A 24,838-nucleotide genomic window follows, 5' to 3' on the forward strand; every position below is an offset into this window, starting at 1 on the left:
GAACCCCTGCCACAGCCACCAGCCGGCCGGCAGCGGCGCGAGAACATACAACACGGAAGGCGCGACGCGACGTAGAGCCCGGTTTGTCAGGTCGACGATGCGCCCCATTCCGCTCACCCGAGGCGATCAGTAGAACTTGCGAAGATCCATGCCCGCGTAGAGCCCGGCCACTTCCTTCTCGTAGCCGTTGAACATCAGCGTCGGGCGCCGCCGCGCAAACAGCCCCTCGCCAATGCGCCGTTCGGTGGCTTGCGACCAGCGCGGGTGGTCGACGTTGGGATTCACATTGGAATAGAAGCCGTACTCGCGCGGGTTCGCCTGATTCCACGTGCAGTACGGCTGAGTGTCGGTCAGTGTGATCCGCACGATCGACTTGATCGACTTGAAGCCGTATTTCCAGGGAACGACGAGGCGGATCGGGGCGCCGTTCTGCTTTGGCAATGGCTCATCATAAAGCCCCGTGGCCAGAATTGTCAGCGGATGCATCGCCTCGTCCAGGCGCAGACCCTCGCGGTAGGGCCAGTCCAGCACCCGCCGCCTCGTGCCCGGCATCTCCTCGGGACGCAACAACGTTTCGAAGGCGACATATTTCGCGGATGGGCTCACGCCGACCCGGTTCAACAGATCGCGCAACTCGAAGCCGACCCACGGAATGACCGCCGACCACGCCTCCACGCAGCGAAAGCGATAGATGCGCTCCTCAAGGGTCACCCCTTTCAGCAGATCGCCAAGGTCATAGGTTCCCGGCCGTTCCACGAGTCCGTCGATCCTTACCGACCAGGGGTCGATGGTCAGGCGGTGCGCCTCGCGGGCGGGATCCTCCTTGCCGGTGCCGAACTCATAGAAGTTGTTGTAGCTTGTGATGTGCTCGTAGGCGGTTGGCGGCTCGTCGGTCGACCAGCGACTTGGCTTGGCACCGAGGCCGGCCACCGCCGCCCCCGCGAGCGAGGCAAGCCCGGCCGCCCCCGCCCCGGCCAGCAACGCGCGCCGATCGAGCCAGGCCTGTTTCGGGGTCACATCAGACCAGCGCTGGTCGCCTTTCCATCCCCCGGCCATGTCGAACCTCCTGTCATGTGCGTCAAATCCAATGCCCGAGGTGTACCCGGCTTTGCCGCGTCACGACACAAAACTTCGCTCACATTCCCGCGTCCCGGCTGAAACGCGGCCCATGTCCCCGCTTCCACGCAAAAAGGGGCGGCCCTTTCGGAGCCGCCCCTTCGTCGGGTGTTTTCTGGCTGCGATCAGTGCAGCACGGCCGCTTCCGGCGGCTGCCGGTTGGAACGCGCGACCTGCCCACCGATGATGAGCCCCGCGGGCCCGGCGGTGACCGTCACCGTGTCGCCGTCGCGAACCTCGCCGGCAAGGATCATCTCGGCGAGCGGATCCTGCAGCTCGCGCTGAATGACGCGCTTCAGCGGCCGGGCGCCGAACACCGGGTCGTAGCCCTCGTTCGCCAGCCACTCCTTGGCGGAGTCGTCGATCTCCAGCGTGATCTTCCGCTGGTCGAGCCGCTTCTGCAGCCGCGCCAGCTGGATCTCCACGATGCCGGCCATGTCCTTCCGGGTCAGGCGGTCGAAGACGATGATCTCGTCAAGCCGGTTCAGGAACTCGGGCCGGAAGTGCGCCCTGACCGCCTCCATCACCTCGGCCTTGGCCTGGCTCGGGTCGGCGCCCTCGGGCAGCGTGCTCAGCGCATGGCTGCCAAGGTTCGAGGTCAGCACGATCAGCGTCTGCTTGAAGTCGACGCGATGGCCCTGCCCGTCGGTCAGCACACCGTCATCGAGCACCTGCAGGAGCACGTTGAAGACATCCGGGTGCGCCTTCTCGACCTCGTCGAACAGCACGACCTGATAAGGCCGGCGCCGTACCGCCTCGGTCAGCACCCCGCCTTCCTCATAGCCCACATAGCCCGGCGGGGCACCGATGAGCCGCGCGACCGAATGCTTCTCCATGAACTCCGACATGTCGATGCGCACCATCGCATGCTCGTCGTCGAAGAGATATTCGGCCACCGCCTTGGTGAGCTCGGTCTTGCCCACGCCCGTCGGCCCGAGGAACAGGAACGAGCCAAGCGGCCGGTTCGGGTCGTTGAGTCCGGCGCGGGCCCGGCGAACCGCGTTCGCGACCGCCTGCACCGCGGCCTCCTGACCGACGACGCGCTTCCTGAGCTCCTCTTCCATCTTGAGAAGCTTCTCGCGCTCGCCCTCCAGCATCTTCGAGGTCGGAATGCCCGTCCAGCGCTCGACGACCTGCGCCACATGCTCGGGGCGCACCGTCTCCTCGACGATCAGGTCGTCGCCCTGAGACTCGGCCTCGGCAAGCTCACGCTCAAGCTGCGGGATCACCCCGTAGGCAAGCTCGCCCGCGCGGGTCAGATCGCCCTCGCGTTTCGCCGCCTCCAGCTCGGCGCGGGCCTGGTCGAGCTTTTCCTTGAGCTCGCGCGTGCGGTTGAGCTTCTCGCGCTCCGCCTGCCAGCGGGCCGTCAGCTCGGCCGCGCGCTCGCGCAGTTCGGCAAGCTCCTTCTCGAGCGCCGCGAGCCGCTCCTTCGAGGCCTCGTCGGTCTCCTTCTTCAACGCCTCGACCTCGATCTCCTTCTGCAGGATCTCGCGGTCAAGCGCATCAAGCTCCTCGGGCTTCGAATCGATCTCCATCCGCAGCCGCGCCGCAGCCTCGTCCATCAGGTCGATGGCCTTGTCGGGCAGGAAACGGTCGGTGATATAGCGATGGCTGAGCGTGACCGCCGCCACCACCGCGCTGTCGGAGATGCGCACACCGTGGTGCAGCTCGTATTTCTCCTTGATGCCGCGCAGGATCGAGATCGCCTCCTCAACGCTCGGCTCATCCACATAGACGGGCTGGAAGCGCCGCGCGAGCGCCGCGTCCTTCTCGACATACTTGCGGTATTCGTCGAGCGTCGTGGCGCCGATGCAGTGCAGCTCGCCGCGCGCCAGCGCCGGCTTGATGAGGTTGGCCGCATCCATGGCGCCGTCGGTCTTGCCCGCACCCACGAGGAGGTGCATCTCATCGATGAAGAGGATGATCTCGCCCGCCGCCGCGGTGATCTCGCTGATGATCGCCTTCAGCCGCTCCTCGAACTCGCCGCGATACTTCGCACCGGCGATCAGCGCACCCATGTCGAGTGCGAGAAGCTTCTTGTTCTTCAGGCTTTCCGGCACATCGCCATTGACGATGCGAAGCGCCATGCCCTCGACGATGGCGGTCTTACCCACGCCCGGGTCACCGATCAGCACCGGGTTGTTCTTGGTGCGGCGGCTCAGAACCTGCATCGCGCGCCGGATTTCCTCGTCGCGGCCGATGATCGGGTCGATCTTGCCGGCCTCGGCGCGTTCGGTCAGGTCGATGGTGTATTTCTTCAGCGCCTCGAAGGTCTCTTCCGCACTCGCGGAATCAGCCGTGCGGCCCTTGCGGATCTCGTTGATGGCGGAGTTCAGCGCCATCGCCGTGACGGCGCCAGCCTCGATCGCCTCCTTCGCCTTCGACGGCACGATCGCCAGCGCGGTCAGAATCCGCTCCACCGGAACAAAGCTGTCCCCGGCTTTCGTCGCCAGCCGTTCCGCCTCGTCAAGCACCCGCGCAAGCTGTCGGTCCAGCCCGGGCGCGGCCGCCGCACCCGACACCCTGGGCAGCCTGCCAAGCGCAAGTTCAACCGCCTCGCGCACCCGCTCGGGCGAACCGCCCGCGCGCTGGATGAGGTTGGAGGCAAGGCCTTCCTCATCATCCATCAGCGCCTTCAGGAGATGCTCGGGCGAGAGCGTGGCATGCCCTTCGCGCACGGCGATCGTCTGCGCCGCCTGAAGGAATCCGCGCGACCGTTCGGTGAACTTCTCCAGGTTCATTCTGTTTCTCCTTTCTCTGAAGCGCTTGCGTTCCGGCGCCCGCCGCGCGGCGCGCCCCTTTTCGCAAGCCTCGTGAGGTATTTGGGAAGCACGCCCAGCGGTTGCAAGGCCGCCGGGGCGGTTTTCGCCGCGGCGCAGCGCCCGACATCATGACGCATGGCTTGACGCGCGCCCGGTTCCGCGCCAAGCCCGCCGGGACACGGAAGGAGACGCCATGCAAACCGCCGATGACCGCCTGATCGTTGCCCTCGATGTGCCCAACGCCGTGGCCGGGCTCGAGCTCGTCGAGCGTCTTGGCGATGCCGTCTCCTTCTACAAGATCGGGCTTGGCATGCTCACCGGCGGCGGGCTGGCGCTTGCCCGCGAGCTGAAGGACGAGCTCGGCAAGCGGGTGTTTCTCGACATGAAGCTCTTCGACATTTCCGCCACCATCGAGGCGGCGGTGCGGGGGCTGGCGCAATTCGACCTCGACTTTCTCACCGTGCATGGCGACCCGCATGTGGTGCGCGCCGCGCGGGAGGGCGCGGCCGGCTCGGGGCTGAAGATCCTCGCCGTCACCATCCTCACCTCGCTCGACCGCGCCGATCTCGACGCCTGCCTCATCAAGCCCGGTGCCATCCCCGATCTGGTGCGCGAGCGCGCCGCCCGCGCCTTCGAGGCCGGGGCTGATGGTGTCATCGCCTCGCCGCAGGAAGTGGCCGCGATCCGCGCGCTGCCCGAGGCCGAGGGCAAGCTCATCGTTACTCCCGGCATCCGCCCTGCGGGTGCCGCCGCCGGCGACCAGAAGCGCATCGCCACCCCGGCGGCCGCCATCGCCGCGGGCGCCGATCACATCGTCGTCGGCCGTCCCGTCTGGCAGGCGGACGATCCGCGCGCGGCGGCAGAGGCGATCGTGAGGGAGCTGGCGCAGGCGTGAGCCGCCGCTACTTGCGCTTCGGCCCGTAGGTCTCCCACAGCCAGATCAAGAGCATCGCGCCCAGTACCGCGCCCACGAAGCCCGCGGCCCAGCCCATCACGGCAATGAGCGCGCGCAGGACGAAGCCGCCGATGAGCGCCCCGGCAATACCGATGGCAATGGTGGTGACAAGGTCGGTCTCAAGCTTCATCAGGCGCGTGGCTATGAACCCCGCAGCGGCACCGATGATGATGAGATAGACAATCGCCATCCGCCTTTCCTCGTCACTTTCGGGAGCGCTGCTTCCCCTTGCGCCAGTGCGTCGGCACGATCACGAGCGCCCCGATCGACGAGACCAGCGCGTCCACCCCCGGCGGCCCGAAGCTCAGGCCGAACATGACCCGTGCGAAGTAGAACAGGACGGCACCACCGATGCAAATGATCATCGAGGGCAGTATGCCGTTCCGGGTGAATTCGGTGCGCTCGGAAACGTAACCGACCACGGCGGCGATCACGATCGTTCCGAACAGGGTGAAGAACATCTGCCTATCCTCCGAGCCGCGCGCCCTTCGGCACCGGATGGCCGCGCAGGAAGGCCGCCGCCTCCTGCGCGCCGCGCCCGGCCCGTTGCAGGCGGGTGATCTCCACCGCACCCTGGCCGCAGGCCACCACGAGCCGCTCGCCTGGACTGCCCGCGAGCACCTCGCCGGGCGCGCCCCGCCCTTCGGCAAGCCGCGAGGCCAGAAGCTTCACCCGCTCGCCCCCGATCACCGTCCAGGCGCCGGGGAAGGGCGACAGCCCCCTGATCTGCCGGTCGATCTCCACCGCGGGCCGGCGCCAGTCCACCCGCGCCTCGGCCTTGTCGATTTTGGCGGCATAGGTCACGCCGGTTTCGGACTGAGGTTTGGGCTCGATCTCATCGAGACGGCCGAGCACCTCGACAATCAGCCGCGCGCCCATCTCCGCCAGCCGGTCATGGAGCTCGCCGGCGGTTTCCTCCGCCCCGATGGGCGTGGCCTCGCAGGCCAGAACCGGGCCGGTGTCGAGCCCTTCCTCCATCTGCATGATGCACACGCCGGTCTCGGCATCGCCGGCCATGATCGCCCGCTGGATCGGCGCCGCCCCCCGCCAGCGCGGCAGAAGCGAGGCGTGAATGTTGAGGCATCCCCGCGCCGGCGCCTCGAGAATCGGGCGCGGCAGGATGAGCCCGTAGGCCACAACCACCGCGACCTCGGGCTTCAGCGCCGCGAAGGCCGCCTGTTCGGCCGCATCGCGCAGGCTCACGGGGTGGCGCACCTCAAGCCCCATCGCCTCGGCGCGCGCCTGCACCGGCGAGGGTCGCGGCTTCTTGCCCCGGCCCGCGGGGCGCGGCGGCTGGGTGTAGACGGCGGCAATCTCGTGACCCGCCGCGGCCAGCGCCTCGAGCGCGGGCACCGCGAAATCGGGCGTTCCCATGAAGACGAGGCGCATCAGCCCCGCGCGCGCTCGGCAACGCGCTCGCGTTCGCGGTCGCGCTTCAGCTTCACCATCTTGCGGGTGATCATCTGGCGCCTGAGCGGCTTGAGGTAGTCGATGAAGAGCTTGCCATCGAGATGGTCGATCTCATGCTGCACGCAGGTCGCCCAAAGGCCGGTGAAATGCTCTTCCTGCTCCCGCCCCTCGAGATCGAGCCAGCGCACCCGCACCTCGGCCGGCCGCTCGATCTCGGCAAACTGGTCGGGGATCGAAAGACACCCCTCCTCGTAGACGCGCGTCTCCTCCGAGGCCCAGGTGATCTCGGGGTTGATCAGCACCATCGGGCGCGGCTCGGCCTCGGGATCCTTGACGCAATCCATGACGAGGATGCGCTCGAGCACGCCCACCTGCGGCGCGGCAAGGCCGATGCCGGGGGCGGCATACATCGTCTCGAGCATGTCCTCGGCCAGCTTGCGATGCGCATCGGTGATCTCGGTGACCGGAGCGCAGCGCTTCTTCAGTCGCGGGTCGGGATGGATGAGGATGGGTCTGATGGTCATGCCGCCCATGTAGGTGATGGCAGGCGCGCGCGCAATCCGCCCCTTGCATGCGGGCGTCGCATCGCTAGCCTGCCGGCGGCGGCAACAAGGGAGTCCGGCGGTGGAGTTCAACTTCGACGAGGTGAAGGATCGGCGCGGCGGGCATCGCGCGAAGTGGGACCACATGGAAGAGGCCTGCGGCGTGTCGCCCGAGGATGGCATCGCCATGTGGGTGGCCGACATGGATTTCGACGCCGCGCCCTGCATTCTCGGCGCCCTGCACGCCGACATCGCCTCGGGCTTTCTCGGCTATTTCGGAAATTTCGGCCCCGTCACCGAGGCCGTCTGCGACTGGATGCGCGAGATGCACGGCTGGCCGGTCGAGCCCGGGTGGGTGCGCTATACCCATGGCGTGGTGGCCGGCTTCGGCATGGTGCTCGAGGCATTCTCCGAGCCCGGCGACTCGGTGATCCTGTTCACGCCGGTCTACCACGCCTTCTTCAGGAAGGCCGCCGCCATGGGCCGCAAGGTGCTGCAAAGCGAGCTTGTCCTGCGCGACGGCCGCTACGAGATGGACCTCGAGGCGCTTGCCACCCAGCTCACCGGGCGCGAGAAGATCGCCGTGCTGTGCTCGCCCCACAACCCCGGCGGGCGGCTGTGGACGGCCGATGAGATCGCCGCGCTCGACGCCTTCTGCGCCGAACACGGGCTCATCCTCTGCTCCGACGAGATCCACATGGACCTCACCTTTCCGGGCGTGGCGCATCTGCCCACTGCCGTGGCCGCGCCCGCCTCGCTGCCGCGGCTCGTGACGATCACCGCCGCCTCCAAGGGCTTCAACATCGCCGGCGGCGAGACGGGCTTTGCCATCATCCCCGATGATGCCCTGCGCGCGCGCTTCGACCGCGCACATGCCAAGCTCGGCGGCACGCCCAACCGTTTCGGGATGCTGATGACCAAGGCCGCCTTCACGGGCGGCCACGAATGGTCGGAGGCCGTCCGCGGCTACATCGCCGCCAATTTCGAGCTCTGGCGCGCACGCATCGGTGCCATTCCCGGCGTGCGGGTGATGGACATGCAGGCGACCTACCTCTCCTGGGTCGATTTCCGCGGCACCGGCATGAGCGGTGACGAATCGCTCGAACGCATCCGCCTCGCGGGCATCGGGGTAAACCGTGGCGAGGTCTTCGGCCAGGGCGGCGCCGGCTGGCACCGCTTCAACATCGCCATGCCGCGCACGCGCCTGATCGAGGCCATCGAGCGGCTGGAGGAGGCTTTCGCCGATCTGCAGTAGGGACTGTCAGCGTGGGAGAAGCGCGATCGGCGCATCCTCCTCACGCGCGAAGTCGAGCGGCGCGCGGTCAAGCGCGGCGGTGTGGCGCTTGAACTCGTAGACCATCTCGCCATCCGCCTCCTCGGAGGCCACGATCAGGCACTGCCACAGATGCCTGGTGCCCTCATAGATGTCCACCAGTCCGCGCAGATGCGGGGCGTCCTGCAGATCGACCGAAAAGCCGTCACTCCACAACCGCAGGACGCGGAACACCTCGTCACCGGCAAGCACGCGGTAGCGGCTGGCACGCTTCAACTGATGCTTGCGCGCCTGCGCGAGCCCGTCACGAACTTCCTTCGGCAGCATGTTGATGTCCATGATCGGCCGCGCCTCCACCCGCCTTCGCATCCCCACCGCTCCAGCCTCGCATCGCTGTCACGCCCCGGTCAAGCGAAGTTACCGTGACAGCGGCACAATCAGGGATTGCGAGCGCTACCGGCCCGGTTTGCCCAGCACTTTCGGCCGAAGAACATGCGGATGCGCGGGGTCATAAAGCGCGCTGTCGGGAAACTCGGCCGATTCGGAAAGGGCGGGGCCCACGAGAATCAGCGCCGTGCGGGTGATCTTCGCCGCCCGCACCTTGCCGTGAATGTCGGCCAGCGTGCCGCGGATGATCTGCTGGTCAGGCCAGCTCGCGCGATAGACCACCGCAACGGGGCAGTCTTCGCCGTAATGAGGCGTGAGCACCCGCACGATCTCGCGCAGCGCGCGGATGCCCAGATGAATGGCCAGCGTCGCCCCGGTTCGGGCGAAGTTCTCGAGCCGCTCCCCCTCCGGCATGGCGGTTGACTTCATCGACATGCGCGTGAGCACGATCGACTGGGCAAGCTCGGGAATGGTCAGCTCCTGCCCGAGCGCGGCCGCGGCGGCGGCATAGGCGGGCACGCCCGGCACGATCTCGTAGTCGATGCCGTCGGCGCGGAGACGGCGGATCTGCTCGGCGATCGCCCCGTAGAGCGAGGGATCGCCCGAATGCACCCGCGCCACATCCTCGCCCCGCTCGCGCGCCGCAAGGATCTCGGCATGGGTCTCATCGAGCGTCATTGAGGCGGTGTCGAGCACGCGCGCGCCTTCGGGCGCCAGCGCCACCACCTCACGCGGCACCAGCGAGCCCGCGTAAAGGCAGACGGGGCAGGCGGCGATCAGACGCGCGGCCTTCTGCGTCAGAAGCTCCGGGTCGCCCGGCCCCGCACCGATGAAAAAGACCTTCACGCGCCGTCCCCATGCTTTCGCGCATAGCCGCGCGGCGTGTAGAGCCTCGGCCCCTCGGCCGTGTCGACCACCCTTGTCTGCGAGGAGCCGACGATGACCAGCGTCAGCATGTCCACCTCATCGACATCGAGCGCCTCGAGCCGGCGCAGCCGCAGCGCCTCCTCGGGCCGGCCGAGCGAGGCGGCGAGCAGCACGGGCGTGTCGGCCGGTCGGTGGCGCAGCAGAATCTCGCGCGCCTCGGCCAGAAGCGTGCGCCGCCGCCGCGAGACAGGATTGTAGAAGGCGATGACGAAATCGCCCTCGGCGGCAGCGCGCAGCCGGCGCAGGATGTCCTCGCGCGGGGTGAGGAGATCCGAAAGCGAGACGGCGCAGAAGTCATGCCCCAAGGGGGCGCCCGCCCGCGCCGCCGCCGCCTGCATGGCGGTGATGCCGGGGGTTGCAACCACCTCCGCCCGGCGCGCCGCATCGCTCACCCCGCCCGCCTCGGGCGCCCGGTCCAGAAGCTCGTAGACCAGCGCGGCCATCGCATAGATGCCGGCGTCCCCCGAGGAGACCAGCGCCACATTCCGCCCCTCGCCCGCGCGCTCGAGCGCGAAGCGGCAGCGCGCCTCCTCCTGCCCGAGCGGAAAGTCATGCCGCGGCTTGCCCGCCGCCGCCGGGCCCAGAAGATCGAGATAGAGCCCATAGCCCACGAGCTCATCGGCCTCGGCGACAAGGCGGCTTGCCTCGGGGGTGCGCCAGTCCGCCCGGCCCGGCCCGATGCCGACGATCGCAAGCCGCCCCCGCGCCCGGCCCCCTGGCGCCGCAATCGGCTCGGGCGCCAGCGCCAGCGCCACCGTCGCCCGCGCCGTCTTGCGCTTGGGATGGCTCAGGCGCGCATCCGGCCCGGCCGCCGCGAGCGCCGCATTCTCGGCCACGCCATGGCTGCCGATCTCGGAGAAGACCACCTCCGAGGGGTTCGCCGTGCGCGGCGTCTCGGCCTCGAGCTCGGCGGGCGTGAAAAGCCGCAGCGGCGCATCGAGCCGCCGCGCAAGCTCCAGCACCGCCGGCTCATCGGCCTTGATGTCGACCGTCGCCACCGCCGCCAGCGCCCCCGGCGCAAGTTGCGCCTCGCTCAGGAGCGCCTCGACGAGTTCCCCCAGCTCCGAAGGCGGGCAGCCGCGCGCGCACCCCACGCCCAGCACCGCCCGTTGCGGGTGGTAGATGAGCCTGCCCTCGCCGCCTACAGCGGGAGCCATGGTGCAGATGATCTCCACCGCGTCGCCCTCCGGCAGACCGCCAAGCCACCCGGCCCGCCCGGCCTCCTCGCCGGTCACGCGCGCACCGCCGCCGTTCAGAAGCGCGGCCATGGCCGCCTTCGCCGCCTCGGGGTTGGCAAGCCACCACCCCGCCGGCGGTTCGTCCAGCGCCACGCCGAGCGCCACCTCGCCGGCCGTGGTCACCGCCGCGACCCCGCCCAGCGCCTCGGCCACCGCGCGCGCCAGCCGGTTGCCGCCCCGATGCCCCCCCAGAAGCGGCACCACCACGCGCCCATCGTCGGAGACGGCGATCACCGGCGGCTCGACGCGCTTGTCGGCCAGAAGCGGCGCCACCGCGCGCACCAGAATGCCGGCCGCGCACACGCCCACCACCGGCACCCGCGCCGCAAACAGATCGCGCACATGCTCAAGCGCATCGGGAAAGAACACATCCGCCGCGCTCACGCGCCCCTCGCGCCCGTGCAAGGCCGCGCCCAGCGCCCCGGCAATCCGGCGCGCGGTGTCCTCCCCGGCGCGATTGAGCGCCACTACCACCGGCCCGCTCATCGCCCCCTTCCCGCGAGTCGGGACGCGGTCAAGGACACCGAAGGCGCCGCGCAGCGGGCGAAGCTCCTTGACGGCGGCCCGACTCGCTGCACCCTCGCAAAGGCGCGTTCAGGGGCAGACCTGCCCCTGAACCGCTTCTCGGCAAATTGCCTTCCGCCCCACATCGGCACCACGCCTAAAGCCAAGGGTCCGCCCCCTTCGTCACCAGAACCATCGAGAAATAGGGCGCCTCGTCGGGTGCCGCGCCAAGCGGGCAGACGCGCTCCACCCCAAGCGTCGCCCGCTCCACATAGACGGCCTTGTCGGCAAGCCCCTCACCCGCGAGAAGCGCGCGCAGACGGGGCAGGTGCCGCCCCACCTTCATGATCGCCACGGTCTCGGCGCCCTCGAGCCGCCGGCGCATTTCCTCGTCGCTCAGAGGGCCGGGCAACACGGTGAGCGCCTCGTTCCGGGCAACCAGCGGGCGCCCGGCCGCCGCGGCACAGGCGGTGAGGGAGGTGACGCCCGGGACCACCACCACCTCGAAACGCGAAGCGAGGCGGGCGTGGAGATACATGAAGGAGCCGTAGAACAGCGGATCACCCTCGCACAGGCACACCACGTCGCGCTCCGCTTCGAGCTCGGCGCCAATGCGCGCCGCACCGGCGTCATAGGCGGCCTGCGCGGGTTCGCGGGCGGACGTCATCGGCACCTCGATGGCAATCTCGCGCGCCTCGGCCGGGATCACCGCGGCAACCACGGAACGCGCGAAGCTCTCCGCCCCCGGCAGGCAGGGGTAGGCGACGACCTCGGCCTGTTCGATCAGCCTCAGCGCCTTCAGCGTCAGAAGCTCCGGGTCACCGGGGCCGACGCCGATGCCGTAAAGCGTGCCGCTCATGCCTTCACCAGCCGCCACTGCGTCACAGGCATCATCGGGCGCCAGCCGGTCATGCGGCCCACCGGCTCGGCGCGGGCCACGGCAAGGCGCACGAGCTCGCCACCGCGCGCCGCCTGAAGGCGCATGAGTTCCGCCTCCGACTGGAGCGTCACCGCATTCGCCACCAGCCGGCCGAAGGGCTTGAGCGCGGCCCAGGCCGCCTCCACCACCGCCTCCGAAAGCCCGCCGCCGATGAATACGGCATCAGGCGCGGGCAGCCCCGCCAGCGCCTCGGGCGCGCGGCCCGGCACGATGTTGAGCTTCGGCGCACCCAGCGCAGCGGCGTTTGCCGCCGCCAGCGCCCGGCGGTCGGGGCGCGGCTCAAGCGCGATGGCCTGCGCCTCGCGCGCCGCGCGCATCCACTCCACCGAGACCGAGCCCGAGCCTGCGCCGATGTCCCACAACAGCGCGCCGGGCATCGGCATCAGCGCCGCGAGCGTCACCGCGCGCACCTCGCGTTTCGTCATCCGCCCGTCATGAGCGAAAACCTCGTCGGGCAGCCCCGGCACGCGCGCAAGCACCTCCGCCCCCGGCCCGGCCACGCATTCCACCGCCAAGGTGTTGAAGTCCGGCACCTCCTTGCGCCATTCCTCGGCGATGCCGTCAAAGCGCTGCTCGCGCAGCCCGCCCATGGCTGCGAACACCGTCATCGGCGAGCGCCCATAGCCGCGCTCGGTGAGAATGCGCGCGATCTCGCCGGGCGTGTCGGAGCCGGTGGTCAGGATCAGAAGCCGTCGGCCGGGCATGACGAAGGGGATCATCTGCTGCACCGGGCGGCCGTGGACGGTGAGCGTCTCCACATCCGGCAGGCTCCAGCCGAGCCGGGCGGCGGCAAGCTGGAAGGCCGAAAGCTGCGGGTGATAGACGATCTCCTCGACCGGGATCGCCCGGCCGATGCGCGCGCCCACCGAATACCAGAGCGGATCGCCCGTTGCGAGCACCACCACCCGGCGCCCCTTGAGGCTCTTCAGCGTGTCGATGAGCGCGTCAAACGGCGAAGGCCAGGCGATGCGCTCGGCCTTGACGGCATCCGACAGCCGGTGATGCCGGTCGCCGCCGATGATGACCTCGGCCGCCTCCACCACGGCGCGGGTGGCCGGCCGCAACCCCTCCATCCCGTCCTCGCCAATACCGACAATATGCAGCCAGGGCGCGGTCATTGCATCTCTCCGGGCAGGGGCGCGGCGAGCGCGTTCACCGCCGCCGCCGCCATGGCCGAGCCGCCGCGCCGCCCGCGCAGCGCCACGAAGTCGCAGCCGCGCGGGTTGGCCGCGAGTTCCGCCTTCGCCTCCGCCGCACCGACGAAACCGACAGGAAAGCCGAGGATCAGCGCCGGCCGCGGCCAGCCCTCGTCAAGAAGCTCCAGAAGATGAAAGAGCGCCGTCGGCGCATTGCCGATGGCCACCACCGCCCCCTCGATGCGCTCACGCCAAAGCTCCACCGCCGCGGCCGAGCGGGTGTTGCCGATTTCGGCCGCGCGCTCGGCCACACCGGGCTCATTGAGCGTGACAAGCACCTCGTTGCCGGCGGGCAGGAGGCCCCGGATGATACCGGCCGCCACCATCTCGCAGTCGCAGATCACCGGCGCCCCGGCCGCAAGCGCGGCGCGCCCCGCCTCATAGGCGCCGGGCGAGAAGGCGAGCCGGTCGGCCACCTCGACCATGCCACAGGCGTGGATCACCCGCATCGCCAGCCGGTCCATCCCCGGCGGAAAGCGCTCGAGCCGCGCCTCGCGCCGCACGGTCTCGAAGCTCTGGGCGTAGATGCGCGCGGGATCGCGCTCGTAGGGGCGCATGGGCCGCTTCATCCCTTCAGCCGCCGCACGCTTTCCGGCCCGAGCGGGTGATCGGCATGCGGATAGGGCGGGTGATGGTGATGATGGTGATGATGGTCGCCGTGACCGTGATGATGGTGATGGTGGTGGTGATGCCGAGGATCGGCCTCGAGCCGGCAGAGCCCGGTGCAGAAGTTTTCGCACAAGCTGCAGTCGGCCACGTTCGAGCCCGGCGCGCTCGCCCCCTGTCCCTCGACATGATGATGATGGCTCTCCTGCACCGCGCCCACCTCGGTCTCGAAGCCAAGCACCTCGATGCGGTACTTGCACAGAACGCAGGTGGGCGGCGGCACCTCGCCGAAGAACGCGCCGCCCCGCTCCTCGGGACGAATGTGCCTGTGCGCCCCGTCGCCCAGGCTCAGCACCTGCTCGCGGTAGGGGCAAATGCCGCAGTTGGGGATGGGCGCGCCGCTGTCGAGCTCCCGCACCCGCTCGGCGAAGGTCTCCAGCACCTTCGGGTGATCGCCCAGGTAACGGGCCTTGACGAAGTCGATGCCCGGCGTCTCGGCCGCGACCATGTCGGTGAAGCCGTAGATGCGGTCGATGAGAATGCCCGAGAACAGGAAATACGGAAACACCACGACCCGCCGGTAGCCGAGCCGGGCGACATGACGCAGGCAGGGCTCCACGAGCGGAAAGGTCACGCCCGAGTAGCCCACCTCGCACCAGCCGAAGCCCAAGCCCTCCCACAGCATCCGCGCGATCTTGGCGACATTGGCATTGGCGTCGGGGTCCGAGGCGCCGCGGCCGATGACGACGAGGCAGGTCTCGGTCAGCGGCACCGGTCCCGAGCGCGCATCGGCCTCGGCCACCGCCTCCATGATGCGCGCGCCCGCGGCGGCGATCATCTTCGGATCAACGCCCAGCTCGCGCCCGTAGCGCACCTCGATACCGTGCTCGAGCGCATAGGCGTTGAGCACCGAGGGGATGTCGTTCTTGGTGTGCATGGCGGCAAAGAGCATCCCCGGCACGGCAAGAATGCGCTCGCAGCCCTTCTCGCGCAGCCGGTCGAGCCCGGCACGGATCACCGGGTTGGCGAATTCCAGATAGCCATGCTCCACTTCCCAGTCCAGCGGAAGCCACGCAGGCAGCCTGGCCGCAAAGGCAGCAAACTCGTCCACCGCGGCCTGGCTTCGCGAGCCGTGACCGCAGAGCATCACGCCGGTCTTCGTCACGGCTCAGCCCTCCTGGGCCTCGGCCTCGGCCGTCTCCGACTCGCCCTCGTCGGCCTCCGCCTGTTCCGACCCGCGGCGCCGGTCGCGCAACAGGCTCCACAGCGCGATGCCAAGCCCCAGCGCGATTGCCGCTCCCGCAATCCAGTGGTCATGCCCGCCCGATGCGGCAATGTGGCCCGGGTGAGCCGCCGCCGTGACCGGCATCAGAAGGATCGGCAGGGTGAAGAATCGGATCATCGCGGCATCCTCTTGTCAGGCGCGCCAAAGCCAGCGAGGCCGCGCGCTGCCGCGTGACGATGCGGAGTGGAACCCCCGGATTGGGTCGATCCCGTGCCGCCAACCTCTCTGACCCCGGCGGGGTGTCGTCGCACCCGTTATAGGCGCGACGGGCCAAGGGCGCAAATCGAAATCGCGACGGCTTCGGAAACGGAAGCGGCAACGCGCGCGCCGGCGCAGCCGGTGCGCAGACGCAGCCTGTGCGCAGACGCAGAACTCCCTGCGCGCTGCACTGCGGTTGCCGCCGCGCTCGGGGCCATTAGCTTGCCACGGAACGGTAAGCGACCAGCGTAAGACAGGAGGCCGGCATGGGCCAGATGATCGACGGCAAATGGGTCGCGGGGCCCATCGACACACGCCAGACGGGCGGCGAATTCCGGCGGGAGCCCACGGTGTTTCACAGCTGGATCACGCCTGATGGCCGCCCCGGCCCGACCGGCGAAGGCGGTTTTGCCGCGGAATCGGGGCGCTATCACCTCTATGTCTCCTACGCCTGCCCCTGGGCGCACCGCACGCTGATCTTCCGGGCGCTCAAGGGGCTCGAGCCGCACATCTCCATCTCGGCCGTCCATCCCGACATGCTCGACGACGGCTGGACCTTCGACACCGGCTTTCCGGGCGCCACCGGCGACACGCTCTACGGGCTGAAATACCTGCGCGAGATCTACGCCCGCGCCGATCCGCACTACACCGGCCGCGTTACCGTGCCCGTGCTGTGGGACAAGGAGCGCGAGACGATCGTCTCCAACGAATCGGCCGAGATCATCCGCATGTTCAACTCGGCCTTCGACCACATCACCGGCAACAGCGACGACTACTGGCCTGAGGATCTGCGCGCCGCCATCGAGCCGGTCAACGCGCGCATCTACGAGACGGTCAACAACGGCGTCTACCGCGCCGGTTTCGCCTCGAGCCAGAGCGCCTACGACGCTGCCGCGACGGCGCTCTTCGGCACGCTCGACTGGCTCGAGGAACGACTGGCGACCAACCGCTACCTGATGGGAGAGCGCATCACCGAAGCCGACTGGCGGCTGTTCCCGACGCTGGCGCGCTTCGACACGGTCTATCACACCCATTTCAAGTGCAACCGCGCGCGCATCGTCGATTATCCCAATCTCTGGGCCTATGCGCGCGAGCTCTGGCAGTGGCCGGGGGTCGCCGGCGTCACCCGGCTCGATCACGCGCGGCGGCACTACTACTACAGCCACGAGAGCATCAACCCGAACCGCATCGTGCCGCTCTGCCCCGAGATCGACTGGCAGGCGCCGCACGGCCGGGGATGAGGCAAGCGCCTAGCGCATTGCGTAATGGTCAACCACGGCGGCCAGATCCTCGGGCGAGATCCCGGAGGGCAGGAAGGCGCAGGCATTGCCCACATGGCGAAAGATCGAGCCGTCCGAAAAGAAGCTGGTGTTGGTGACGAACACCACGCGCGCCCCGGGCTGGCGGTAGCTGGCGTAATCGGCGACAGCCAGGGCGCTCCCCTGCGCCAGCATCAGATTGAGCACGATCACGTCGATGACCCGCTTCTGCAGGACAGCGATTGCCTCGGCCTGCGTCGTGACCAGACATACCTCGGCCCCCAGACGCTCGAGATGCGCGCGCCAGATGCCCGCAAGCGCGGCATTGCTCTCGACGATCAGAACTCTCATGCTGCCATTCTCCGACGACAGCGCAGCAAATGGCCGGCTGTCGCGGGCGCAACCTCCCCCCGAATTGCTAACGAAGGGTTAACGCTTTGGTCATCTTCGTGAAGCAGGCGTAAAGCCGCCGCATCCGATAGTCGCCGCGCCTCACCCGATGCCTCCTTCGCCCTTGCGCCGGATGCGCGAATCCGCTTCATGGCGCCGACGCAAGGGCTGGGGCGACAATGACCATCACCTGGATCACCGTCTGCGACACCTGCAAGCGCGAGGGCTGGGATGCCGCCGCGCAGCCCCAGACGGATGGCGAGGCACTGGCCGCGCTGATCGAGGCCGCGGCGCGCAACTGCACCCATCTCAGAGTGCGCCGCCACAGCTGCCTGATGGGCTGCGGGCGGGGCTGCAATGTCACGATCCAGGCGCGGGGCAAGATCGGCTACACGCTGGGCGACTTCATCCCCTGTCCCGAAGCCGCTGAAGCCATCGTCGCCTATGCCAGACTTCATGCCGAGAGCGCCACGGGCCAGGTTCCCTACCGGCAGTGGCCGCAGGAGGTGAAGGGACACTTCATCACCCGGCACCCCCCGCTGCCTGAAGACTGAGGCGGGCGCACGGATGCCGGCAAACGCGCTGATGCTCCTGCCCGCACTTCTGCTGGACGCGATCCTTGGCGAGCCGCGCTTGCTCTGGTCGCGCCTGCCGCACCCCGCGGTGCTCATGGGCCGGCTTATCGACGCGCTCGAGAGGCGCCTCAACCGGGGCCGCTGGCGGCGCGCCAAGGGCGTTCTCGCGCTTGCCCTCCTGATCGGCGCAAGCTGCGCCGCTGCCGTCGCAATCGGGGCGCTTCCGCTTGCGCCGGTCTGGGAAATCCTCGCCGCCGCCGTTCTCCTTGCCCAGCGCAGCCTTGCCGATCATGTCGCCGCCGTGGCGGAAGCGCTCGAGCGCTCCCTGACCGAAGGCCGCCGTGCCGTAGCCCGCATCGTCGGCCGCGACACCGCCGAGCTTGACGGCCCCGGCGTCGCCCGGGCCGCCATCGAAAGCGCGGCGGAGAACCTCTCGGACGGGGTGATCGCGCCTGCGTTCTGGTTTCTCCTCGCCGGTCTGCCCGGCCTTGCGATCTACAAGGCCGTCAACACCGCCGACAGCATGATCGGCTACCACGATGCCCGCTTCGAGCAATTCGGCTGGGCCGCGGCGCGGCTCGATGACCTGCTCAACTGGATTCCCGCGCGGCTCACCGCGCTTCTGTGCATCGTCGCCGGTCTCAGCTGGCCAAACTGGCGCGAACTCGTCGCCGATGCCCGCCGCCACCGCTCGCCCAATGCCGGCTGGCCGGAGGCGGCGCTCGCGCGCGTGCTCGGCGTGGCGCTCGCGGGGCCGCGCAGTTACGGGGGCGTGCGGCGCGCCTATCCCTTCGTCAACCCGGACGGAAGGACGGCAATCGGCGCCGGCGAAATCCGCGCGGCGGTCTCGATGCTGTGGCGGGTCTGGGCGCTGTTCACGGCGCTCGTGGCGATGCTCGCGGCCTTGGCGGTTGTCTGAGGCGCCGCGCCTGATAACCTCGGCGCACATCGTATCCAGAGGATTGCCATGCGCCGATTTGTCGCCGCCTTCACGATCTCGCTGACCATGACCGCCGCCGCCGAGGCGCAGAACACGCCCTGCGGCGGCGACTTCGGCCGCTTCGTGCAGTCGCTGAAGGCCGAGGCCGTCAAGCGCGGCTACGACCGCGCCACCATCGAGAGCTTCTTTGCCGGCGTCCGGCAGGACCGGGGCGTGCTCGCGGCCGACCGGCGGCAGGGCATCTTCAAGACCACCTTCACCGACTTCTCGCGGCGGCTGATCTCGCAATACCGCCTCGACAGGGGCCGCGAGCTCGCCCGCAAGCACGACGCGCTCTTCGATGCCATCGAGCGGCAGTATGGCGTGCCGCGCGGCATTCTCCTTGCCTTTCTCGCCTTCGAGACCGACTTCGGCGCGGTGCAGGGTGACTTCAACACGCGCGACGCGCTGGTGACGCTCGCCCATGACTGCCGCCGGCCGGAGATCTTCCGCCCGCAGGTCTTCGCCGCGCTCGAGCTGCACAGGCGCGGCGACTTCCCGACCGACACCACCGGCGCCTGGGCGGGCGAGATCGGCATGGTGCAGATGCTGCCCCGCGACATTCTCGAACGCGGCGTTGACGGCGACGGCGACGGCCATGTGCGGCTGAAGACCTCGCTGGCGGACGCGCTCTTCTCCGGCGCCAACATGCTGCGCGAATTCGGCTGGCGCCCGAATGAGCCGTGGCTCGAGGAGGTGAGCGTGCCCGCCGATCTGCCCTGGCACGAGACTGGCCTCAACCACCCCAAACCCGTCTCGGAATGGGCGCGGATGGGCGTGAAGCCGCGCTCGGGCCGGTTCGAGGGCGCAAACCTCAAGGCCGCGATCCTGCTGCCGCAGGGGCGCAAGGGGCCGGCCTTTCTGGCCTACCCCAACTTCTCCACCCTCTTCGAGTGGAACATGAGCATGGTTTACGTCACCACCGCGGCCTATTTCGCCACGCGGCTCGAGGGCGCGCCCATCTACAACCCCGGCAACCCCGATCCGGGGCTGAGCGATGCCGAGATGCGACTTCTGCAACAGAAGCTCGCCGCGCGCGGCCATGACGTGGGCGGGATCGACGGCATTCTCGGCGAGAAGACTCGCGAGGCGGTGCAGATCGAGCAGCGCCGCCTTGGCCTGCCCGCCGACGCCTGGCCCACACGCGAGCTTCTGAACCGGCTCTGAGCGCGCTCAGGCGACCAGCGCCTCGGCCTTCTTCAGATCAACAGAGACGAGCTGGCTCACCCCCTGCTCGGCCATGGTCACGCCGAAGAGCCGGTCCATCCGGCTCATGGTCACGGCGTGGTGGGTGATGATGAGAAAGCGCGTCTCCGTGCGCCGTGTCATCTCGTCGAGAAGGTCGCAGAAGCGCGCCACATTGGCATCGTCAAGCGGCGCATCCACCTCGTCGAGCACGCAGATCGGCGCGGGGTTGGCGAGGAACACGGCGAAGATCAGCGCCAGCGCCGTCAGCGTCTGCTCGCCGCCCGACAGAAGCGAGAGGGTGGAGAGCTTCTTGCCCGGCGGCTGGCACATGATCTCGAGCCCGGCCTCGAGCGGGTCGTCCGACTCCACCAGCACGAGCTTCGCCTCGCCGCCGCCGAAAAGATGGGTGAAGAGATTGGCGAAATTGCGGTTGACCTCCTCGAAGGCGTTCAGCAGCCGCTGCCGCCCCTCGCGGTTGAGGTTGGCGATGCCGGCGCGCAGCTTGGCCACCGCCGCCTCCAGATCGGCCTTTTCGCCGGCAAGCGCGTCGCGCTCCTCGGCCACCTCGCGGGCATCCTCCTCGGCGCGCAGGTTGACCGCTCCCAGTGCCTCGCGCTGGCGCTTGAGCCGGTTGACCTCGGCCTCGATGCGCTCGGCCGGCGGCAGGCTGTCGGGGTCGGTGGTCTCTCCGAGGCTCTGCGCAAGCGCCTCGGGGGTGATCTCGAGATCTTCCGCGATGCGGGCCGCCGCCGCGCGCACGCCCGCCTCCGCCGCCTCGGCGCGCGCCTCGGCCGCGGCCCGCGCCTCGCGCGCCGCCCCGGCCGCGCGCTCGGCCTCGCGTGCGGCCTCCGCAGCCCCTCGCAGCGCCGCCTCGCCTGCGGCCAGCGCATCGCGCGCCGCCCGGTCGCGGGCCTCCGCCTGTTCCAGCGCTTCGGCAATCCGCGCCTTTTCGGCCGCGATGCGCGCGGGCTCGCTTTCAGCCGCCTCGAGTGCCGCGCGCGTCTCGGCAAGGCGGCTGTCAAGCTCGGCAAGCCGGGTGCCGGCATTGGCCAGCCGGTCGCGCCACTTGGCCACCTCGCGCGCAATTTCCTGAAGCCGTCGCGCCCGCCGCTCGCCGGCGCGCCTCAGCTCCTCATGGGCGCTGCGGCGGGCAAGCGTCTCTGCCCGTGCCGCCTCCACCTCGCGGCGGGCGGCCTCCACCTGCGCCCGGACGGCATCGAGATCCTCGAGCGCGGCGAGTGCCCCGCGCGCCTCGGCGAGCCGCTCGCGCGCGGCGCGGGCCTCCTCTTCATGGCGGGTCACGGCAAGCGTCGCCGTCTCGAGCTTGCCGGCGGCGATGTTGCGCTCGGCCTCGGCACGGCTGAGCGCGCGCCCCGCCTCGGCAAGCTGCAGGTCGGCGGCCTTGCGCGCCTCGCGCGCGGCGCGGTCGGCCTCGGTGAGTTCCCTGAGCCGGCGGGTCAGATGCTCATGCGCCCTGCGCGCGCCTTCGGCGCGGGCCGAGGCCTCTTCGAGATCCTGGCGCAGCTCCTGCAGGCGGTTGAGCTGCTGAAGCCTGAGCGTGGCAGCCGAGGGCGCATCCTCCGCCGCGGCACGGAAGCCGTCCCACCGCCACAGATCGCCCTCGCGGCTCACCAGCCGCTGGCCGGGCAGAAGCCGGGGCTGAAGAGCGCCGCCGCGCGCGGCCTCGACCACGCCCACCTGGGCGATGCGGCGAGCGAGCACTCCCGGCACGCGCACATGCGCCGCCAAAGGCTCGACGCCCTCGGGCAGGGGCTGGGTCTCGTCATAGTCGGGCAGTTCGACCCAGCCCGAACGCCCCTCTCCCTCCACCGCCGGCGCGCGCAGATCATCGGCAAGCGCCGCGCCGAGCGCCTGCTCGTATCCCGGCTCGACCGAGACCAAATCCAGGATCTGTCCGCCCTCGGCGGTGTCGCGCGCCACCAGCCGGGCAAGCGCGGCGACCTCGGCCCTCAGCGCCCCTTCCTCGCCTTCGGCTTCGGAGCGGGCGGCGCGGGCCTCGGCCTCGCGCGCGGCGGCCTCGGCCCGGGCCTCGTCGGCCTCGCGCAGCACCCGTTCGGCCTCCTCGGCCGTTGCCGCGGCGCGGGCCTGATCGGCGCGGGCACGTTCAAGCGCCGCCTCGATGCGCGCTAGTGCCGCCCGCGCCTCCTCGCCGGCGGCACGGGCGCGCTCGGCCTCGGTTTCGGAGCTGCGCGCGGCGCGCTCGAGATCGGCCACCAGCCGCTCGGCCGACTGGTGCCGGGCGGCAAGCCGCGCCGCCTCCTCGGTGAGCTGGCCGAAACGCTCCTCCCGGTCTGCAAGCGCCGCGGCCGCCACGCGCGCCGCCGCGGCCGCCTCTTCAAGCGCCGCCTCATGCCTCTCGGCCTCGGCATTGAGCCCCGCCGCTTCCTCTTCGAGCCGCGCGATGCTCTCGCCCGCGTCGCGGTTCAGCGCCTCCTCGCGCTCGCGGTCGCGGGCGAGCTGCTCAAGCCGCGCGCTGAGTGCCGCGAGCTTCTCCTCCGCCCGCGTCGCCTCGTCTGACAGCCGCGCGCGCTCCACCTCGAGCCGTTGCTTGAGCGCCGCGGCAATGGCCGCCTCCTCGCGCAGGGGCGGCAGCGCCTCCTCCGCCTGCGCCCGCGCCGTCTCGGCCGCGCGCGCCTGCCGCTCGGCAAGACCGGCCGCACGCAACGCCTCCGTGAGCGCCGCCCGCGCCGCCTGCGCCGCGGCATCTGCCTCCTTCCAGCGGCGGTAGAGCAGCGCGCCTTCCGCCCGGCGCAGCTCCTCGCCGATGGCGCGGTAGCGCTGCGCCTGCCGCGCCTGCCGCTCGAGCTGGGCGAGCTGCTGGGTGAGCGCCTCGATCACGTCATCGACGCGTTCGAGGTTGGCTTCGGTCGCCTTCAGCTTGAGCTCCGCCTCGTGGCGGCGCTGGTAAAGCCCCGAGATGCCCGCTGCCTCCTCGAGGATGCGGCGCCGCGCCTTGGGCTTGGCGTTGATGAGCTCCGCGATCTGCCCCTGACGGACGAGCGCGGGCGAGTGCGCCCCCGTCGAGGCGTCGGCAAACAGCATCTGCACATCGCGCGCGCGCACGTCGCGCCCGTTGATCTTGAAGGCCGAGCCCGCCTCGCGGGTGATCCGCCGCACGACCTCGAGCTTGTCGGAGTCGTTGAAGCCCGCCGGCGCCAGCCGCTCGGAGTTGTCGATCACCAGCGCCACCTCGGCATAGGCCCGTGCCGGGCGCCGGGCGGTGCCGGCGAAGATCACGTCCTCCATCCCCTCGCCGCGCATCGCCGTGGGCCGGTTCTCGCCCATCACCCAGCGCAACGCCTCGAGCAGGTTCGACTTGCCGCAGCCGTTGGGGCCGACCACGCCGGTAAGCCCCTCGCCGATGACAAGCTCGGTGGGGTCGACGAAGCTCTTGAAGCCGTTGAGCCTGAGCCGCTGGAAGCGCAAGGGACACTCCGAGGTGATTCCGCCTGGCAAGTTTCGGTGCGTGGAGCGCGGAAGTCAATCTCGGCCTCAGCATCTGGCGGCGCCGAACACCCCCGCCACAACATCTTGAAACACCGTCGCCAGACCAGCCCCCAGTCGCCGGCTTTTTCCCCCTTGACCGGGGCGCCGCCCTCGCCGCATCAAGGGAGGGCAAGGTTCCCCCATGCGCAAAGCGCGACGGGGATGAAACGGGAATGCGGTGCGGGCGACCCAAACCGGGGCCCTATGCCGCAGCCGCCCCCGCGACTGTAAGCGGCGAGCGCCCGTCCATGACCACTGGGCCAGCGGCCCGGGAAGGGGACGAAAGCGCCATGACCCGCGAGCCAGGAGACCGGCCTTGCGATTGGCCCAACCCCCTGTCGGGTGTGACAGGAAAGGAGACGTGACCATGACCACTGCCATTCGCGGCATCACCCGCGCCGACAGCCAGCTTCTCGGCATCGCCTTCGCCCTTTTCGCGGGGCTCGGGCTTCTCTTCGTCTCGGGGCTCGCGCAGGCCACAGTGCTGCACGACGCCGCCCACGACCAGCGCCACGCCATGGCCTTCCCCTGCCACTGAGGCATTCGGGCGCAACATGATCCGTACATTGCTGGCCAGCGCGGTGTTCGCTGGCGTAGCAGCGGGGCTCGTCGCCGCGCTGCTGCAATTCGCCTTTGTCGTGCCCTTGCTGCTCGAGGGCGAACTCTACGAGTCCGGTGCGCGGGTGCATTTTGTCGAAGACGGCACCCCGCAGAGCGAGCGTGGCGCCCCCTCCCTTGGCGACGAGCCGGGGCGGCACGCGATGACACTTGCCTTCAACATCGTCACCTACACGGGCTTTGCGCTGATCCTCGTGGCGCTGATGGCGCTTGCCGAGCGGCGTGGCATCACGGTGACACCGAAACAGGGCATCGTCTGGGGGCTTGCCGGTTTCGTCGCGGTGCAGCTCGCCCCCGCCATCGGCCTTCCCCCCGAGCTGCCCGGCACCCCCGCGGCCGAGATCGGGCCGCGTCAGGCATGGTGGGCGGCGACAATCTTCATGACCGCCGCAGGCATTGCGCTCATCGCCTTCGGGCAGGGAGTCGTGGCGGCCATCGCCGGGGCGGCGCTCATCCTCGCGCCGCATCTCGTGGGCGCGCCGCATCTCGACACCTACTGGGGCGTCGCGCCTCCCGAACTTTCGGCCGAGTTTGCCACGGTGAGCCTCGGTGTGGCGGCGGCGGGGTGGACGCTTCTGGGCTTTCTCTGCGCCTTCTTCCTCAACCGCTTCCGCGATGCGTAGGTCAGACCGGCACGCGGCCGACAAGGCAGAAGCGCAGCCGCCCGGCGGGCCGGGCGTCGAGGATGCCCTCGGCGCCCGCCTGTGCGTAGAGCCGGCAGAGCGCGACGGCGTCCTCAAGGTCGCGCGCCGGATCGAGCCCGGCGAAGAGATAGGCGGGCTTGCCCTCGGCCTTCAGTGCCAGCGCGACCGGGCGCGCGCAGATGTTCATGCACTCGGTCGTCTCGACCACGATTCCCGCCTCATCCGCCAGCCGCGCGGCGAGCGCCCGGGCAAAGCCTTCCCCCGCGGCCGGCTTGCCCGGCGCGGCGCAACATGCGCATAGGATGGCGCGAGAGATGCCGACCGACTCGTTCAAGGAGT

At 69.9% G+C, this 24,838-nt stretch carries 26 protein-coding genes and 1 riboswitch (1 of these 27 cut by a window edge); of the genes, 8 read left to right on the top strand and 18 right to left on the bottom strand.

Annotation, left to right across the window (positions count from 1 at the left end; all coding sequences use genetic code 11):
- The 3 genes from msrQ to clpB all read right to left on the bottom strand — a co-directional run.
- Positions 1-108: the beginning of a protein-methionine-sulfoxide reductase heme-binding subunit MsrQ gene (msrQ, locus tag BLQ14_RS00045; protein ID WP_092496966.1), read on the bottom strand. The gene continues 516 nt to the left of window position 1, outside the view; 108 of the gene's 624 nt are visible here — the first part of the coding sequence; it begins with the start codon at positions 106-108; its stop codon lies off the left edge, out of view.
- An 18-nt stretch (positions 109-126) separates the two neighbouring features.
- Positions 127-1,056, bottom strand: a complete 930-nt coding sequence (gene msrP / locus BLQ14_RS00050; protein WP_092496968.1) for a protein-methionine-sulfoxide reductase catalytic subunit MsrP — start codon at positions 1,054-1,056, stop codon at positions 127-129.
- A 185-nt stretch (positions 1,057-1,241) separates the two neighbouring features.
- A complete protein-coding gene (gene clpB, locus BLQ14_RS00055) occupies positions 1,242-3,857 on the bottom strand; it encodes an ATP-dependent chaperone ClpB (protein WP_092496970.1) in 2,616 nt (871 codons plus the stop codon).
- 214 nt (positions 3,858-4,071) lie between these two features.
- Here clpB and pyrF point away from each other — a divergent pair, with 214 nt between their 5' ends.
- On the top strand, positions 4,072-4,773 hold the full coding sequence (gene pyrF, locus BLQ14_RS00060) for an orotidine-5'-phosphate decarboxylase (RefSeq protein ID WP_092496972.1): 702 nt from the start codon (positions 4,072-4,074) through the stop codon (positions 4,771-4,773).
- A gap of 7 nt (positions 4,774-4,780) precedes the next feature.
- Here the strand turns inward: pyrF and BLQ14_RS00065 are convergent, their stop codons facing one another.
- The 4 genes from BLQ14_RS00065 to def are packed head-to-tail and all read right to left on the bottom strand — an operon-like array spanning position 4,781 to position 6,767.
- Complete coding sequence (locus BLQ14_RS00065) at positions 4,781-5,023, bottom strand: GlsB/YeaQ/YmgE family stress response membrane protein (protein WP_092496974.1); 243 nt, start codon at positions 5,021-5,023, stop codon at positions 4,781-4,783.
- 13 nt (positions 5,024-5,036) lie between these two features.
- Positions 5,037-5,294, bottom strand: coding sequence for a hypothetical protein (locus tag BLQ14_RS00070; RefSeq protein WP_092496976.1), 258 nt, complete (start codon positions 5,292-5,294; stop codon positions 5,037-5,039).
- 4 nt (positions 5,295-5,298) lie between these two features.
- Complete coding sequence (gene fmt, locus BLQ14_RS00075) at positions 5,299-6,222, bottom strand: methionyl-tRNA formyltransferase (protein WP_092496978.1); 924 nt, start codon at positions 6,220-6,222, stop codon at positions 5,299-5,301.
- The gene (gene def, locus BLQ14_RS00080) at positions 6,222-6,767 is read right to left on the bottom strand and encodes a peptide deformylase (RefSeq protein ID WP_092498232.1); all 546 of its coding nucleotides are present in this window, start codon (positions 6,765-6,767) and stop codon (positions 6,222-6,224) included. The genes fmt and def overlap by 1 nt, the downstream gene beginning before the upstream one ends.
- Positions 6,768-6,867: 100 nt before the next feature.
- Here def and BLQ14_RS00085 point away from each other — a divergent pair, with 100 nt between their 5' ends.
- Positions 6,868-8,040, top strand: coding sequence for a MalY/PatB family protein (locus BLQ14_RS00085; RefSeq protein ID WP_245656776.1), 1,173 nt, complete (start codon positions 6,868-6,870; stop codon positions 8,038-8,040).
- Positions 8,041-8,046: 6 nt separating this feature from the next.
- Here the strand turns inward: BLQ14_RS00085 and BLQ14_RS00090 are convergent, their stop codons facing one another.
- From BLQ14_RS00090 to BLQ14_RS00125, 8 genes are all read right to left on the bottom strand, one after another.
- Positions 8,047-8,427 carry a hypothetical protein gene (locus BLQ14_RS00090; RefSeq protein WP_245656778.1) on the bottom strand — a complete coding sequence of 127 codons (381 nt, stop codon included), beginning with the start codon at positions 8,425-8,427 and terminating at the stop codon, positions 8,047-8,049.
- An 84-nt stretch (positions 8,428-8,511) separates the two neighbouring features.
- A complete protein-coding gene (gene cobM, locus BLQ14_RS00095; protein ID WP_092496982.1) occupies positions 8,512-9,291 on the bottom strand; it encodes a precorrin-4 C(11)-methyltransferase in 780 nt (259 codons plus the stop codon).
- Positions 9,288-11,096: a precorrin-3B C(17)-methyltransferase gene (gene cobJ / locus BLQ14_RS00100; RefSeq protein WP_092496984.1), complete on the bottom strand. Its 1,809-nt coding sequence runs from the start codon at positions 11,094-11,096 to the stop codon at positions 9,288-9,290. Before cobJ ends, cobM begins: the two co-directional genes overlap by 4 nt.
- A gap of 175 nt (positions 11,097-11,271) precedes the next feature.
- A complete protein-coding gene (cobI, locus tag BLQ14_RS00105; RefSeq protein WP_092496986.1) occupies positions 11,272-11,973 on the bottom strand; it encodes a precorrin-2 C(20)-methyltransferase in 702 nt (233 codons plus the stop codon).
- Complete coding sequence (cbiE, locus tag BLQ14_RS00110; RefSeq protein WP_092496988.1) at positions 11,970-13,172, bottom strand: precorrin-6y C5,15-methyltransferase (decarboxylating) subunit CbiE; 1,203 nt, start codon at positions 13,170-13,172, stop codon at positions 11,970-11,972. The genes cobI and cbiE overlap by 4 nt, the downstream gene beginning before the upstream one ends.
- Positions 13,169-13,807: a precorrin-8X methylmutase gene (locus BLQ14_RS00115; protein ID WP_092496990.1), complete on the bottom strand. Its 639-nt coding sequence runs from the start codon at positions 13,805-13,807 to the stop codon at positions 13,169-13,171. The genes cbiE and BLQ14_RS00115 overlap by 4 nt, the downstream gene beginning before the upstream one ends.
- 8 nt (positions 13,808-13,815) lie before the next feature.
- Positions 13,816-15,003, bottom strand: coding sequence for a sirohydrochlorin chelatase (locus BLQ14_RS00120; protein ID WP_092498236.1), 1,188 nt, complete (start codon positions 15,001-15,003; stop codon positions 13,816-13,818).
- A 21-nt stretch (positions 15,004-15,024) separates the two neighbouring features.
- Positions 15,025-15,258 carry a DUF6732 family protein gene (locus BLQ14_RS00125; protein ID WP_092496992.1) on the bottom strand — a complete coding sequence of 78 codons (234 nt, stop codon included), beginning with the start codon at positions 15,256-15,258 and terminating at the stop codon, positions 15,025-15,027.
- 347 nt (positions 15,259-15,605) lie between these two features.
- Here BLQ14_RS00125 and BLQ14_RS00130 point away from each other — a divergent pair, with 347 nt between their 5' ends.
- Positions 15,606-16,580, top strand: coding sequence for a glutathione S-transferase family protein (locus BLQ14_RS00130; RefSeq protein ID WP_092496994.1), 975 nt, complete (start codon positions 15,606-15,608; stop codon positions 16,578-16,580).
- A 9-nt stretch (positions 16,581-16,589) separates the two neighbouring features.
- Here the strand turns inward: BLQ14_RS00130 and BLQ14_RS00135 are convergent, their stop codons facing one another.
- Positions 16,590-16,949: a response regulator transcription factor gene (locus tag BLQ14_RS00135; protein ID WP_092496996.1), complete on the bottom strand. Its 360-nt coding sequence runs from the start codon at positions 16,947-16,949 to the stop codon at positions 16,590-16,592.
- A 218-nt stretch (positions 16,950-17,167) separates the two neighbouring features.
- On the opposite strand from BLQ14_RS00135, the gene BLQ14_RS00140 reads away from it, so the two are divergent.
- From BLQ14_RS00140 to BLQ14_RS00150, 3 genes are read left to right on the top strand one after another with little or no spacing between them, the layout of a single operon-like run.
- Positions 17,168-17,542 (top strand): DUF1636 family protein, encoded by a 375-nt coding sequence (locus tag BLQ14_RS00140; RefSeq protein WP_092496999.1) that lies wholly within the window; start codon positions 17,168-17,170, stop codon positions 17,540-17,542.
- 13 nt (positions 17,543-17,555) lie between these two features.
- Complete coding sequence (gene cbiB, locus BLQ14_RS00145; protein ID WP_092497001.1) at positions 17,556-18,482, top strand: adenosylcobinamide-phosphate synthase CbiB; 927 nt, start codon at positions 17,556-17,558, stop codon at positions 18,480-18,482.
- A gap of 48 nt (positions 18,483-18,530) precedes the next feature.
- Positions 18,531-19,709 (top strand): lytic murein transglycosylase, encoded by a 1,179-nt coding sequence (locus BLQ14_RS00150; protein ID WP_092497003.1) that lies wholly within the window; start codon positions 18,531-18,533, stop codon positions 19,707-19,709.
- Positions 19,710-19,715: 6 nt separating this feature from the next.
- Here BLQ14_RS00150 and smc read toward each other — a convergent pair whose 3' ends face one another.
- Entirely contained in the window at positions 19,716-23,177 is a 3,462-nt protein-coding gene (smc, locus tag BLQ14_RS00155; protein WP_092497005.1) for a chromosome segregation protein SMC, read from the bottom strand.
- 175 nt (positions 23,178-23,352) lie between these two features.
- A riboswitch (cobalamin riboswitch) is annotated at positions 23,353-23,570 on the top strand.
- Positions 23,571-23,604: 34 nt separating this feature from the next.
- Between smc and BLQ14_RS00160 the strand changes: the two genes are divergently transcribed.
- Entirely contained in the window at positions 23,605-23,775 is a 171-nt protein-coding gene (locus BLQ14_RS00160) for a CbtB domain-containing protein (RefSeq protein WP_092497007.1), read from the top strand.
- Between the two features lie 16 nt (positions 23,776-23,791).
- Positions 23,792-24,478 (top strand): CbtA family protein, encoded by a 687-nt coding sequence (locus BLQ14_RS00165; RefSeq protein WP_092497009.1) that lies wholly within the window; start codon positions 23,792-23,794, stop codon positions 24,476-24,478.
- 1 nt (position 24,479) lies between these two features.
- Here the strand turns inward: BLQ14_RS00165 and BLQ14_RS00170 are convergent, their stop codons facing one another.
- Positions 24,480-24,833 (bottom strand): DUF1636 family protein, encoded by a 354-nt coding sequence (locus tag BLQ14_RS00170; RefSeq protein ID WP_092497012.1) that lies wholly within the window; start codon positions 24,831-24,833, stop codon positions 24,480-24,482.
- Positions 24,834-24,838 lie beyond the last annotated feature (5 nt).

The organism is Meinhardsimonia xiamenensis (assembly GCF_900102905.1).
In the GTDB taxonomy this organism is placed as follows: domain Bacteria; phylum Pseudomonadota; class Alphaproteobacteria; order Rhodobacterales; family Rhodobacteraceae; genus Meinhardsimonia; species Meinhardsimonia xiamenensis.